The organism is Psychrobacillus mangrovi, from assembly GCF_037104765.1.
GTDB lineage: Bacteria > Bacillota > Bacilli > Bacillales_A > Planococcaceae > Psychrobacillus > Psychrobacillus mangrovi.
On the sequence record NZ_JBAWSY010000008.1, the window covers coordinates 51,003 to 66,043 of the forward strand.

Here is a 15,041-nt window from a genome sequence, read left to right on the forward strand (position 1 = left end):
ACAGAATCATTTGTCAACACATTCCTCTGTTTTTTGTTAAAATAGTTCTAAAGGAGAGATGATCATGTATTTTATTGATAATAAAGGAATAACGGACCCACGAATTAACCTTGCAATTGAAGAGTATGCTTTAAAAACAATGGATGTTGAGAAGGATTCTTTTCTTTTGTTTTACATAAATCAGCCTTCCATTATCATTGGAAGAAATCAAAATACAGTGGAAGAAATTAATACAGAATTTGTAGAGAATAATGGGATTATCCCTGTTCGCAGACTATCGGGTGGTGGTGCAGTGTACCATGACCTTGGAAATCTAAACTATAGTTTTATAACAAAAGATGACGGGGAAAGCTTCCGCAATTTTAAAAAATTTACACAACCAGTGATAGATGCACTTGGTAAAATGGGAGTGACAGCGGAGCTTTCTGGGCGTAATGATATATTGGCAGGAGGAAAAAAAATCTCTGGAAATGCACAATATTCTACACGTGGAAGAATGTTCAGTCATGGTACCTTAATGTTCGATACGGAAATCGATGCTGTGGTATCAGCCTTAAAGGTGAGTAAAGAAAAAATTGAGTCTAAAGGAATTAAATCAATTCGTAGCCGAGTGACAAATATATCCGAGTTAATGGAAGACCCGATGACAATTGAACAATTTCGCTTAGAAATTCTTGCCTCTATATTTGGAGGAGCTGATAATGTTCAATATTGGGAACTTACAGAAGAAGATTGGACAAACATCCATAAGCTTTCGGAAGAACGTTATCAACAATGGGATTGGAATTACGGTAAATCGCCGAAATTTAATATAAAACATTCCCACCGTTTTCCAACTGGTGGTGTCGATGTTCGATTAGAAGTAAATAAAGGCATTATGGAAGAAGTGACAATCTATGGGGATTTCTTTGGTGTCGGTGATATGGCAGAAGTAGAAAAACTATTAGTCGGCAAGCCATATAGTAAACAAGCTATAGAAGAGGCACTTGAACCAATCGATGTACCAAAATACTTTGGTGGTATTTCAAAAGAGGAATTAGTACAGCTCATCTATTAATATTTGTTGAAGAGTCTAACATATTGACTATGTTAGGCTTTTTTATATTATAAAATTGTCTTACTTCATCATATGAAAGATAACAACACTAATCTATTGCATTCGCGCTGGTCGCACGTCCGCATGAGCTGCTGCATGCGCAAGCGCATTTCTCTGTCTCATACGGCACGTCTATGAATGTTTGACAATAAATAGTTCAAATGCCAATCTTGATTACTTCTTACTGTATAAACAGAAGTTTCAGGATGTGCGCCTTAAAGCCGCAAGAGCGCGAAGAATGAAACCCCGTAAAGGATGTTGGGAGTGACGAGGAACGACTCATCCTGCGGAGGCTCATGCGTAGCGTGCGGCAAGCGCACATCCGTGTCTCCGAAATTTCTAAGTAGATACACCACCGACTATAAGCATTCTCGCTGGCCGCACGTCCGCATGAGCCGCTGTTTGCGCATACGCATCCATCTGTCTCATAGGGCACGTTTACTTCTTTCATTCAACTTTTTCCTTTTCATCGGATGTTACTAGGATGATCGGCATTCGCTCATCCCTGTATCAAAGCTAACTTCTTTAAAAACAAAGTAGAGCCTAATTTTAAAATGGAAATTATGCATTTTAATTACAGTTTAGTCTTCAAATGTGCTGTCGCTTTTCTTTATGATATGATAGAGGGAGATTGCTTGTTGAGGAGGATTCAAGTGACGGTACATCGAGTTTTAGTAGTAGAAGATGATCGCAAAATTGCTGCATTACTTGCAGATACTTTACGGAAATATCATTATGAAGTACATACAATTCAGGAATTTGACAACATTATCGAGGAGTTTCAAAATTTTGATCCTCATATTATATTATTAGACGTAAATTTACCTTCGTATGATGGTTATTATTGGTGCCGTCAGCTTCGTCAATTTACAACCTGCCCGATTATTTTTGTTTCTGCAAGATCAGGCGAAATGGATCAGGTATTTGCGCTTGAAAATGGAGGAGATGATTTTATAACGAAACCTTTTCATTATGAAATCGTCCTGGCGAAAATACGAAGCCATTTAAGAAGAACATATGGTGAATATGCAGCGAAGCAGGAAGAACGAATAGTAAAAGTAGGGAAGCTTCAGTTATTTTTAGAAAGAATGGAACTCCACACACCTTCTGAGGAAATACCTTTGCAAAAGAAAGAATGTACGATATTAGACTTGCTTATGAGAAATTATCCAAAGCTAGTAACAAGAGAAAAGTTGCTTGAGGATCTATGGGATGACCAATCCTTTGTTGATGAAAATACCTTAAATGTTAATATGACACGAGTTCGTAAAAAACTTGCTGATTACAACGTAACAACGACAATTGAAACTGTTCGAGGAGCGGGCTATCGATTGATATTAAGTGCGGAGGAATCTTAATATGTTTCGTTTATTTATACGGGAACATTCAATCTTTCTAATCTTTCAGTTTTTATTAGTATTATTTATTATGCTTTTATACTGGTTAGATGGCTTTCGTAATGTGGATACAGCAATCTACTCAATTGTTATTAGTAGTATATTGACCATCAGCTTTTTAGGAGCATTATTTGTTAAAAAATATACTTTTTATAAAAAGATTCTTTCCGTGCCAACAAAGATTGAGGTTGTACTACAACGAGAAGCACAATCACCGGAAATTAAACAGGTGGAATTGTATCTTCAACATATTTACCGACTTTATCAGAAAGAAGTGCAGCTATTATATGCAACGCAAAATAGGCATTTGCAATTTATGAATAGTTGGGTTCATCAAATGAAAACCCCTATTTCTGTTTTAGAGCTTATGATACAGAACCAAGAAATGGTTGATTCAGTAAGTGTGTCAGAAGAAACAGATCGGTTGAAAAGAGGGCTAGAAGCAGTTTTGATGAATGCAAGGCTTGATACTTTCGAAGAGGATATGCAAATAGAGCAAGTAGATTTGAAACAAATAGTTACACAAGTTGTTTCAGAGAATAAACGATTATTCATTGGTCATCATGTGTTCCCGGTTATTTCAATTGGGGACAATTGTATGATTACAACAGATAGAAAATGGATACATTTTGTTATCGCACAGTTTTTGACGAACGCAGTGAAATATACATTTGAGAAAAATAAAAAGGTTTATTTTGAATCGACCAAAAAAGACAATGAGATTGTGTTCTCCGTTCGTGATGAAGGTATAGGTATACCAGCTTCGGATATAAAAAGGGTTACAAAAGCGTTTTTTACTGGAGAAAATGGGCGGAAAACAGGAGAATCAACTGGAATGGGTTTATACTTGGCTCAAGAAATTTGCAATCGTTTAGGGCATGAAATGATAATATCTACTAAAGTAGGAGAAGGAACTACTGTCTCTATCATGTTTAAACAGCAAGAACAAGAAGAACGGAGCGAGAATCATGTCGATATTAATGCTTGATGAAGTGACGAAAGTATATGAAGGAAAGGTAGCTCATCTGGCCATCAATCAACTGAGTTTTGAGGTGGAAAAAGGTGAGTTCCTTGCGGTGATGGGTCCTTCTGGTAGTGGGAAAACAACATTACTGAATATTATTTCTACAATCGATCGTCCAACTTCAGGAAACATTTTAATCGATGGGACAAATCCTCTACAACTAGCAAAGAATGATTTATCACTTTTTCGGAGAAGACAGCTTGGTTTTGTATTTCAAGACTTCAATTTGCTCCCAGCATTAACAGTTGAAGAAAATATGGTTTTACCTTTAACACTTGATGGGCAGCCTTTAGAAGTGATGAAACAGAGGGTAGAGGAAATTGCAAAGCATTTAGATTTATCATCGATTTTAGAAAAAAGACCTTCCGAAATTTCCGGGGGGCAAGCCCAAAGAACTGCAATAGGACGTGCTCTCATCCATGAACCTGGGATTATACTGGCAGATGAGCCAACCGGTAATCTAGATTCCAAATCAGCTAAGGACGTTCTTGAAATACTTACACAAGTAAATAAAAAAAGTAAAACAACGATTATAATGGTGACACATGATCCAATAGCAGCAAGTTATTGCGATCGAGTGCTCTTTATAAAAGACGGAGAATATTTTAACGAAATATATAAAGATGACCGAAGACAAACATTTTTCCAACGCATACTAAATATTTTGTCTTTATTAGGTGGAAATGTAAATGACCTTTCAACAATTCGCTTATCATAATGTAATTCGAAATAGTCGTGTTTATGCTGCCTTCTTTATGGCAAGTATTTTCTCGGTAATGGTATTTTTTATTTATACCATGTTAATGTTTCATCCGAATATTGAGGATAAATTCTTAAGAGATATTGCATTTGGTGGGATGCTTATTGCAGAAATTATCCTCATTATTTTTACATTGTTCTTTTTGTTTTATTCTATGAGTGCCTTCCTACAAGCTAGATCTAAAGAGTTTGGGCTGTTATTGAATTTAGGTATGGAGAAATCACAATTAAATCGTTTGATTTTCTTAGAAACAATGATTCTAGGAGCTATATCCATTACTGTAGGGATCTTTTGGGGTTTTGCTTTCTCTAAATTTTTCTTTATGGTAATAAGAGAGTTGTTTTTGTTAGATAGCCTACCTCTTTATCTATCTTGGAAACCATTTACACTAACAATCGTTGTGTTTTTATCTTTATTTATTATTATTTCAATCAGCAGCGTTGTTTTCATTCGTAAAAAAGAAATTATACAATTGCTTAAAGGATACTGGAAAGATGATGAGCAAGTAGCGTATGAAAAATGGAAAGCGATTTTAGGATTAGTTTTGCTTTTTACTGCCTATAGTCTAGTTGTAATTTCTTTATTTAAAATGACCTTTTGGATTACGTTTGTTATCATTACCCTTGCAATCGTAGGTACCTACCTGTTTTTCACGGATAGTATGTTGTTAATAATCAACCAAATTCGGAAGAGAAAATCCTTTTATTGGCGTCCGTTTCATTTAATTGTTTTTGCGGATGGGTCGATTAAAATTCGAGAAAATGCGAGGATGTTTTTTGTCGTAACAATCGTATCAACAATCGCTTTTTTATCAGTTGGAGTTGTGACTTCATTTACTTCCTTTACTACACAATATCGTGAGTTAAATCCAATCAGTATTTTTTACTCTAGTGATTGGGACAACCCTTTTGAAAAAGAACATATTATGAAGCTATCCCAAGAGCTACAAAGAGAAAACTTATCATACGAGCTTGTAAAATTTAATGTGAAAAAGCAAACTTCTTCCAGCTCACACGAAGAAGTAAATGTAATAAAAGAATCAGAAGTAAATAGCTTAGCGCTTTCATTGAAAATACCTTTAGTTGATTTGACACAAGGGGAAGCAATATTAGTACCAAACACACAAGAAGACATAGGAAGTCTTAGCCCGCATGAGGAACAAACGGTATTAGAAGAGAGCAGTGTGCCCATTCAAATAATAGGGGAATTTGAAAATTATATATTCCCATCATTAGCAATAAAGCATAGATCACTAATAATAAGCGACGAAGATTTTGAACTAGTGACAGAGCCACTTTCTGGATTTGGACTAAAAGAATCTATGACGACATTTTATGCATTTCATGTTCCAGAGTGGCTAAGAACAAAGGAAGTAGGAGCAGATATTGATAGAGTAATGGTAGAATCAATTGGAACTTCTGAAGTAAATCCAAATCCATTTTATTTTGTTAATCCTGGTTTAAATTATTCCATCATTCGTGCGACATTTTCATTGTTACTATTTACGGGATTACTTGTTGCAGCAGTGCTATTACTAGCTGCCGGAAGCTTTGTGTATTTTAAATTGTACACCGATCTAGAGAGAGATAAGAAACAATATGACGTCCTTCGAAGAATGGGCGTAACGGATCACGAGCTAGTAAAAATTGTTAATAGGCAATTGATTCCTCAATTCTTTTTACCATGGGGGCTTGCAATGGTGCATAGTACCTTTTCGTTTATTTACTTACAAGCAGTTTGGGTAGACTTGGCCGCTGTTTCCATTGCAAAAGAAATGCTCTTCGTTTTAATTGCATTCACCGTAATCCAAGTATCTTATTTTTACTTAATTCGGTGGAGATATATAGCCCATATTCAAATCTCTTGAGCGAAAAAGCATCATGTTATATGATGCTTTTTTTGTTTAATTATGATTGAATAATCAAAACTTTTTTTATATAATAAATAGTGGGGAAATGAATGAATATTCATTCAAAATTAAAAATGGGGGACGAGTATATGAATTTAGTTTCACGTGTTCAACAAATTGCTATACAGCATCCTGAAAAAATTGCGTATCATTTTATGGGGGCTGATACGACATATGCGGAATTTGAACAATCGGTAGAACGATTTGCTACTGCACTCCGCTCTTTAGGAATTGAAAAAGGAGATCATGTCGGTTTTTTACTTGGAAACTCACCACATTTTCTCATCTCTCTTTATGCTACGATGCGGTTAGGGGCAACTGCAGTACCAATCAATCCTATTTATTCGCCAGATGAAATCAGTTATATTGTTAAAAATAGTGATGCAAAAGCAATTATTGCATTAGATGCATTGCTACCATTAGTTGAAAAAGCAGTAGGTATTTTTACTTCAGTCGAAAATTATATTATTTGTGAAACACAAGCGGATACTGTAGAGAAGTTTGCTGCATTACCGGATTTATTAAAAGCAAAAGTGAAATCGTTTTCATTTTTAGTTACGACTACTACAGCTGATGCAAAACCGGTAGAGGTTTCTGAGGACGATACTGCTGTAATTTTATATACTTCTGGTACAACTGGTCATCCAAAAGGAGCAATGCTTACATATAGAAATATTTATTCAAATGCAAGGGATGTAGCGGAATATTTAAGTATTAATACAGAAGACCGTGTCATTACAACTCTTCCTGTATTTCATGTATTTGCACTTACAGTTGTCGTAAATGCTCCATTATTAGTTGGAGCAACATTATTACTCGTTCCTAAATTTAGTCCACAAGATGTATTTAATATTGCCAAAGAGCATAAAGCAACGATCTTTGCTGGAGTTCCTACGATGTTCAATTTCTTGTATCAATATCCTGAAGGAGAAGCAGAAGATTTTTCAACAATTCGTTTAGCAATTTCGGGAGGATCTTCATTACCAGTTGCATTACTACACAACTTCGAAGATAAATTTAACGTTCGAGTATCAGAAGGCTACGGATTATCAGAGGCATCTCCAGTAACTTGTTTCAATCCGATTGACCGCGAGCGAAAACCGGGATCTATTGGAACAAACATTGTTAATGTAGAGAATAAAGTAGTAAACGAGCTTGGAGAAGAAGTTCCAATAGGCGAGGTAGGAGAACTTATAGTTAAAGGTCCAAACGTGATGAAGGGCTATTATAAAATGCCTGAGGAAACGGAAAACGCTATTCGAAATGGATGGTTATATACAGGGGACCTCGCAAGACAAGATGAAGAAGGTTACTTCTATATTGTCGACCGTAAGAAAGATATGATTATAGTAGGAGGATACAATGTTTACCCACGTGAAGTGGAGGAAGTTCTATTTGGACATCCTGGTATTGTAGAAGCTGCCGTTGTAGGAGTTCCAGATCCAAACTTTGGGGAAGAGGTGTTGGCATTTGTCGTGAAAAAAGATACTTCCTTAACAGAGGAGCAGCTGCATGACTATTGCGCCGAGAAGCTAGCAAAATATAAAGTACCTAAAAAGTTTGAATTTTTAGAGGAACTACCAAAGAATACGACAGGGAAAATCTTACGTCGTTCATTAAGAGGACAAACTGTTTAATAGAAGATTAAACTAGCTAATTTTCCTCGTTCGTTATTTTGATTTTTTGTCATCATTTCCTATATACTCAAGACTATTCTTCTGATTATATAGAAATTAATAAGGCATTATTGGTTTGGAGAAGCGTCCGCTCGGCGCTCGCCCGCGGAAAGCGAGTGGTAAGCTTCGGAAAACCTACTCTATCCTTTTTAAGAAATAAATTCGAGGTTGTCTACAGTCTGAAACTGCTCTTTTTAATAAGGGGCAGTTTTTTTGTATGATTAAGAAGGGAAATGATTTCGAGTGTCGAAATAAGTGAAAGTAAGAAATTGAAAGTGGGGATTAGAAATGACTAAAAGAAAATTAGAGGCTAAGGATTTATTCAAACTGCATTCTATAACAAGCCCTGTACTTGCACCTAATGGGAATGAAGCTGTTTTTATTCGTACACAAATGGATGAAAAGGACAATAAATACTATGCTCATATATTTCACTTAAACATGGATACAGAGGAAATTACTCAGTGGACGCATAAAAAAGAACGAGTATCTTCTCCTAAGTGGTCTAAGGATGGAAAATATATTGCTTTCTTGTCCAACCGTGAAGAAAAGAATCAAATTTATATACTGCCCTCTGCTGGGGGTGAAGCGAAGCAACTTACAGCTTTAGAAAAGGGAGTTTCTAGCTTTCTATGGTCACCGTGCGGAAAGAAAATATGGTTTACAGCTCCATTAAAAGAAGGAAAGTCATGGACAGACGAACCAGAAAAAGATGAAAAGAAGCTACCAGAAGCGTATGTTGTAGATAAAATGAAATACCATGCAGATGGGATGGGGCTATTGCCAGTAGAAGTATACAAACATATTGGCTCGATTGACATAGATACAGCAGAAATTACTCCATTTACGGTAGGAAACTACCAATATAGTTTACAGGCTGTTTCTCATGATGGGAAGAAGCTTGTAATAAGTGTGAATCGTGAGGAAAATCAAGATTTTTCATTTAGCCAACCAATGTATCTTGTTGATATTGATACGAAGTTAGAAACAGAAATTATAAATGAGGATGGTTATTTTGGAGGTGCTGCATTTTCTAAGGATGATCAGTATCTAGCATTTGTAGGTATACCTCGTACATACCAAAATGCAACTCATTCAGAAGTTTATGTATATGAAGTCAATTCTGGAATACGACAAATAATAACTGAAGGCTTTGATGCACCAGTTGGCGATTATGCGGCTGCAGACTTTCAACAAGGGGCAAGTGCACCAGATGTAGTTTGGACAGATGACAATCATTTGTACTTCCAAGTGTCGACAATGGGAGATATACGTCTATATTTCGCTTCATTAGAAGGAGAATTGTATCCAGCAACAGGAGAAGATGAACATGTGTATGGGTATGATGTAGATGCAACTGGAACATTTGCGCTAGTAACAGTTAGTAACCCAATATTTCCCGGGGAATTATTTAAGCATATTTTGTCGACTGGTGAAAGAAAAGTTCTTACTAAATTTAATAAGGATTATCTAAATGATGTGGAACTTGTCGAACCAGAAGCTATTGTATTTAAGGGAGCAAAAGATTGGGATGTGCATGGATGGTTAATGAAGCCAGTAGGATATGAAGAAGGCAATAAGTATCCACTTATAGTAGAAATACATGGTGGACCTCATGCAATGTATGGCAACACGTTTTTTCACGAGCTTCAATTATTAGCTGCAGAAGGTTACGGAGTGTTATATGTGAACCCACGTGGAAGTCATGGTTATGATCAAAACTTCGTAGACGCAGTTCGTGGTGACTATGGTGGAGGAGACTATGAGGATATCATGGCTGGACTCGATTATGTATTAAGAGAAAATAACTGGATTGATGAAACAAAACTTGGCGTAACTGGTGGAAGTTATGGTGGATTTATGACGAATTGGATAGTAGGGCATACGAATCGCTTTAAAGCTGCGGTTACCCAGCGTTCAATTTCGAACTGGATAAGTTTTTATGGTGTATCCGATATAGGTTATTACTTCACTCCTTGGCAAATTGGAGCTGATATGACAGATATTAATAAGCTTTGGGACACATCCCCATTGAAATATGCAGCAAATGTTGAAACTCCATTACTTATACTGCATAGCGAAAACGACTATCGCTGTCCAATTGAACAAGGGCAACAGTTGTACATTACATTAAAAGCAATGGGAAAGGAAACAAGCTTTGTTCGCTTCCCGCAAGCAGATCATAATTTATCTAGAGTCGGCTTGCCTAATTTGAGATTGACACGATTAGAACAAATTACAGAATGGTTCAAGAAATATATAAGATAATAGAGAAAATCCCTTCATTTCATCTATTGAAATGAAGGGATTTTTGATAATCGGATAATAACTACTCAAAATCGGATAATAACTACTCAGAATCGGATAATAACCACCCATAATCGGATAATAACCACTCAGAATCGGATAATAACCACTCAAAATCGGATAATAACCACTCAGAATCGGATAATAACCACTCAGAATCGGATAATAACCACTCAGAATCGGATAATAACCACCCATAATCGGATAATCCATTTCATCCCTTGAAATCCATTATTGATGAGAACAATATCATCCAAGTTATCTCTTATCAAATCCATTTTTAAAATACATGAACACCAATCCTATAATCCATATAGGTCCAACAATTAACGCAATTCGTGTTTCAGGGAAATACGCCATCAGTCCAAGCACTAACACTAAAAACGCAAGTACTATATAAGAACCAAAAGGATAGAATAATGCTTTATACGTTAATCTTGAAACCTCTCCTTTAGATAGAGTTTTACGGAATTTTAATTGGGACAATAAAATAATTCCCCATGTCCAAACGGCTCCGAATGTAGAAATACTCGTGACCCATATAAACACTTTTTCCGGTACAAGATAGTTCAACACAACCCCAACCAATAATAAGGTTGCGGAGAATACGATTGCCTTTGAAGGAACGCCGGTCCGACTAATCTTTTTAAATGATGCAGATGCTTGCTTTTGTTCTGCTAAATTAAATAACATACGTCCTGTACTAAAAATCCCACTATTACAACTTGAAAGTGCGGCAGTTAATACTACGAAATTTATAATGCCTGCTGCTGGTCCAATGCCGATTTGTTCAAACATTAACACAAATGGACTACCATTATTACCTATTTCATCCCATGGATAAATGGACATAATAACAAATAATGCACCAACATAAAACAATAATATTCGCCAGAAAACAGTATCAATTGCTCGAGGAATGACTGTTTTCGGATTTTTTGCTTCACCAGCAGTTACACCAATCATTTCCACACCTAAGTATGCAAACATGACCATTTGCAGAGACATTAAAATACCAGTGACCCCATTTGGTGCAAATCCACCATGTGACCATAAGTTACTAATACCAACAGCAACTCCACCATTACCAATTCCAAAAATAATTACACCTAGTCCTACAAAAATCATCGCGAGTATTGCAATAATTTTAATAAGAGCAAACCAAAACTCAAATTCACCATACGCTTTAACCGTTATCAAATTTACCATTGTCATGATAACAAGTGCTGCCAGTGCCCAAATCCAGCTTGGTGTGTCCGGATACCACATTTGCATATAGACACCAACTGCTGTGATCTCCGCCATACATGTTACTACCCATAAAAACCAGTAATTCCATCCCGTAATATAACCGGCAAGTGGTCCTAAATAATCCTTTGCATATCTGCTAAAAGATCCTGCCACTGGATTATGGACCGCCATCTCCCCAAGGGAACGCATAATAATTAAAATAGCTATTCCGCCTACTATGTATGAAATAAGAATTGCGGGTCCTGCCAGATTGATCGCAGTAGCTGAGCCTAAAAATAATCCTACTCCTATTGCTGCACCTAAAGACATTAAGGTGATATGACGTTGTTCTAATCCACGATGTAATTTCTGGTTGTCACCCAATGGTATGTCACTCCTTCTAATAGATTACTAATGTTATACATAATAAAGCATTGAGATAGAACAGTCTATATTATTTGAAATGTGGTAAAATTATGTATATGTATTTGAATGAGGTGACAAAGTTGAGAGAGGTTACTATTCGACCAATAGTTGAGGAAGAATTAATTAAATACTGGGAACTAAGTGCGAAAGAAGAATCACCAGAATGGAAAAAGTGGGATGCCCCTTATTTTCCTTATGAACCGAAAACATTTGAACAGTTTTTAGAAAAAAAGCATCATTACATAAATCAGGATGACGTTTGGGGAATCTATGTAGAAAACTTACTAGTTGGATCCTTATGCTACTATTGGGAGCATGAAGAATCTCTCTGGCTTGAAATTGGAATTGTCATCTATGACCCTAACTACTGGAATGGTGGTGTCGGCACAGAAGCAATGAGATTGTGGATTACCCATTTGTTTAATGAATTACCCCTCGTCCGAGTAGGCTATACTACTTGGTCGGGCAACGAGCGTATGATTAAAGTTGGAGAAAAGTTAGGTATGACAATGGAGGCACGTCTTCGTAAATGCCGCTTCTATAATGGAGTTTACTATGATTCTATTAGAATGGGTTTATTAAGAGAAGAATGGGAAAGAAGAATATGACCACTTTATTTGAAATTAAGAATATTACTAAAAATTATTGGGGTACAAATGAAGAAAAGTACCGCCCCTATTTATTTGGGAATATTACAGCAGTTCTTCAAAAGGCAGAGCGTATAGCTTTACTAGGTAAATCCGGGCAAGGGAAAAGTACACTATTACGGACACTTGCCTTACTTGAACCGCTAGATAATGGAGTAATTTCGTTTAATGGTGTTTCTGCAAAAGAGATGGATACACAACATTGGCGTATGAACATAGCATATGTTGCTCAGCAATCAATCATGCTTCCAGGTACAATTGAGGACAATTTGCAAACAGTTAGCAAGTTACATAATCGTTCTTTTGATGAGGGGCTAGCAAAAGAACTCATGAAGGATATTGGACTGGAGCATTTAGAATGGAGCAAAAAAGCAAAGGATTTATCTGGTGGAGAGAAACAAAGGATAGCCTTGGTAAGGACCTTATTATTAGACCCATCCATCCTTCTGTTGGATGAAATCACCTCATCCCTTGATCAAGAAAGCAAAGAACTCGTGGAACAGCTTTTGACTAAATTGCATATGGAAAAAGGTACATCTTTTATATGGGTAACACATGACCTTGAACAAGCAAAGAAAATAAGTGAACGAGTTTGGTACATGGAAGAAGGAAAATTGGCGATTGACTCTAGTACAGAAATCTTTTTTGAAAATCGTCATCCTTTTTCTGAACAGGTGATGTTATGAGTTTCTTAGCTTTAAGCTTCACATTATTATTTGTTGTTATTACAATGCTTGTATCCATTTGGCGAAAACTTGATTTAGAAAAAGACATTGCAATTGGTACTATTCGAGCAGCTATCCAGCTACTTGCAGTTGGATATGTATTACAATTTGTATTTCAATCTGAAAATCTTCTCTTTATTGTATTAATTGTTTGCATCATGATCTTAGTTGCAGCTAGTAATGCTGCTAAACGAGCAAAAGGTATGACAGGGGTCTTTTGGAGAATTATTCTATCCATTGTAACGATGGAAGTTTTAATGATGGGACTTTTACTTGGCTTACAAATTATCGATGCAACCCCACAGTACATTATTCCCATTAGTGGGATGACAATTGGAAATGCAATGGTTGCATGTGGATTATTTTTAACACAATTAAAACGAGAAACGGAAAGGTCCAAAGGTGAAATTGAAACACTGCTTTCTCTTGGTGCCACGAGTAGGCAAGCTATACAGGAAGTTCTAAAACGTTCCGTAAAGTTTAGTATGATTCCTACTATTGATTCGATGAAAACCGTAGGACTTGTACAACTGCCTGGAATGATGACGGGAATGATTATAGCAGGTGCAAACCCAGTGGAGGCAGTTCGATATCAGATACTAATTGTCTTTGTATTTACAAGTTCCTCAGCAATTACGAGTATGATGTTAAGCATGCTTTGTTATAAAAATCTATTTACAAAGGATTTGCAATTGAAGGACAGGAGAGAATAAGATGATGCCGATAGTCATTGAAAATACGCCAACTCAAGTTACAGTTAAATTTGATTCAACGTCTTTAATTCTACCAAGTAGTATACAAGTGCAACATCAATTGTTCTGGGAGAAGCTATTAGAGAAAAATCCTCACTTTCATAATGGAGATGTATTTACCATTACACATATTAATAAAACTATTGATGAACTTGAAGTAACTGTCGTAAAAACAGACTATAAACATTATCTATATACTATTCATCACCCAGAATGTGCATTTCCTTGTAAAGTCATTTTTACGTGTGTAGCGGTTCTTACTAATGATCATCACATAGCTTTTGGTCGAATGAATCAATATTCTTCGACACCTGGACGCTTGCAATTTACAGGTGGTGGACTGGATGAGAATGATTTAGATGGGTTAATATTTGATTTGGAGAGAAGTATTGGAAAAGAACTAGAAGAAGAAATGGGTTTAAAAATTGAATCATCTTATTCTAAATCATTCAAACCTAAGTTTGTTAAAAATAAAGGGACATATGATTTTTGGGCTATTATGTTTGAGTTGAAAGTGGATTATTCAATGAAGGAGCTTCAAGCTTTATTTCAACAGCACAATGAGAGTCTTCTAGAAAAAGGAGAGCAACCAGAATTTGATGAGTTTCTATTTGTCTCATTAGATAAAGAGAGTGTGGAAACCTTTATACAAAAAGATTCATCTTTAAAGGAAGATTATTTAGAGCCGATTTTGCTAAAGTACATAGAAGAATAGACTATCAAGAGGATCCCCAGTGAGATTAATTTGAGGGCACTGAAAAAGTCTATAGAATTTGACTTTACTAAATAATGTCGTCCGATAAATAAGAAAATCGTTGAAACGGCTCCCTTTCCGCGGGCGTTGCCTTAGCCTCCTCGCTGTGCTGCGGGGTCTTCGGCTAACGCTATTCCCGCAGGAGTGTCGCCTTTTTCAACGATTTTCTATAAATACTAATTGAAAAAATGTAAGTGATAAAAACTTGCTCTATTAATGGCATGATGAATTCCTAATTGAAAAGCGGATAATAGTTAATTGTAGTGGAAGGCGGCGACTCCAGCCGGAATAGCATGAGCTGAAGACCCTGGACTGAGCGTAGCGAGGGAAGCGGCTGA

Annotated in this window: 12 protein-coding genes; 11 read left to right on the plus strand and 1 reads right to left on the minus strand. The window is 36.3% G+C overall.

All coding sequences use genetic code 11. The features are described from left to right. Positions 1 to 64: 64 nt before the first annotated feature. From WAX74_RS12200 to WAX74_RS12230, 7 genes are all read left to right on the plus strand, one after another. Positions 65 to 1,057: a lipoate--protein ligase gene (locus tag WAX74_RS12200; RefSeq protein WP_336497945.1), complete on the plus strand. Its 993-nt coding sequence runs from the start codon at positions 65 to 67 to the stop codon at positions 1,055 to 1,057. A 692-nt stretch (positions 1,058 to 1,749) separates the two neighbouring features. Further along, positions 1,750 to 2,454 (plus strand): response regulator transcription factor, encoded by a 705-nt coding sequence (locus WAX74_RS12205; protein WP_336497946.1) that lies wholly within the window; start codon positions 1,750 to 1,752, stop codon positions 2,452 to 2,454. Between the two features lies 1 nt (position 2,455). Continuing rightward, complete coding sequence (locus tag WAX74_RS12210) at positions 2,456 to 3,481, plus strand: sensor histidine kinase (RefSeq protein WP_336497947.1); 1,026 nt, start codon at positions 2,456 to 2,458, stop codon at positions 3,479 to 3,481. Continuing rightward, positions 3,462 to 4,235 (plus strand): ABC transporter ATP-binding protein, encoded by a 774-nt coding sequence (locus WAX74_RS12215; protein WP_336497948.1) that lies wholly within the window; start codon positions 3,462 to 3,464, stop codon positions 4,233 to 4,235. The genes WAX74_RS12210 and WAX74_RS12215 overlap by 20 nt, the downstream gene beginning before the upstream one ends. Beyond that, entirely contained in the window at positions 4,207 to 6,144 is a 1,938-nt protein-coding gene (locus WAX74_RS12220) for an ABC transporter permease (RefSeq protein ID WP_336497949.1), read from the plus strand. The genes WAX74_RS12215 and WAX74_RS12220 overlap by 29 nt, the downstream gene beginning before the upstream one ends. A gap of 116 nt (positions 6,145 to 6,260) precedes the next feature. Then, positions 6,261 to 7,823 carry a fatty acid--CoA ligase family protein gene (locus WAX74_RS12225; protein WP_336498026.1) on the plus strand — a complete coding sequence of 521 codons (1,563 nt, stop codon included), beginning with the start codon at positions 6,261 to 6,263 and terminating at the stop codon, positions 7,821 to 7,823. Positions 7,824 to 8,150: 327 nt separating this feature from the next. Further along, on the plus strand, positions 8,151 to 10,130 hold the full coding sequence (locus WAX74_RS12230; protein WP_336497950.1) for a S9 family peptidase: 1,980 nt from the start codon (positions 8,151 to 8,153) through the stop codon (positions 10,128 to 10,130). 297 nt (positions 10,131 to 10,427) lie between these two features. On the opposite strand, the gene WAX74_RS12235 is transcribed toward WAX74_RS12230, so the two are convergent. After that, the gene (locus WAX74_RS12235; RefSeq protein WP_413788966.1) at positions 10,428 to 11,729 is read right to left on the minus strand and encodes an amino acid permease; all 1,302 of its coding nucleotides are present in this window, start codon (positions 11,727 to 11,729) and stop codon (positions 10,428 to 10,430) included. A gap of 176 nt (positions 11,730 to 11,905) precedes the next feature. Between WAX74_RS12235 and WAX74_RS12240 the strand changes: the two genes are divergently transcribed. Genes WAX74_RS12240 through WAX74_RS12255 form a run of 4 tightly spaced genes read left to right on the plus strand, consistent with a single transcriptional unit; the run spans position 11,906 to position 14,664 of the window. Then, entirely contained in the window at positions 11,906 to 12,433 is a 528-nt protein-coding gene (locus tag WAX74_RS12240) for a GNAT family N-acetyltransferase (RefSeq protein WP_413788964.1), read from the plus strand. Next, positions 12,430 to 13,158: an ABC transporter ATP-binding protein gene (locus WAX74_RS12245; RefSeq protein ID WP_336497952.1), complete on the plus strand. Its 729-nt coding sequence runs from the start codon at positions 12,430 to 12,432 to the stop codon at positions 13,156 to 13,158. Before WAX74_RS12240 ends, WAX74_RS12245 begins: the two co-directional genes overlap by 4 nt. Further along, entirely contained in the window at positions 13,155 to 13,910 is a 756-nt protein-coding gene (locus tag WAX74_RS12250; protein WP_336497953.1) for an ABC transporter permease, read from the plus strand. The genes WAX74_RS12245 and WAX74_RS12250 overlap by 4 nt, the downstream gene beginning before the upstream one ends. Before the next feature lies 1 nt (position 13,911). Continuing rightward, positions 13,912 to 14,664 carry a hypothetical protein gene (locus WAX74_RS12255; protein WP_336497954.1) on the plus strand — a complete coding sequence of 251 codons (753 nt, stop codon included), beginning with the start codon at positions 13,912 to 13,914 and terminating at the stop codon, positions 14,662 to 14,664. Positions 14,665 to 15,041: the final 377 nt, after the last annotated feature.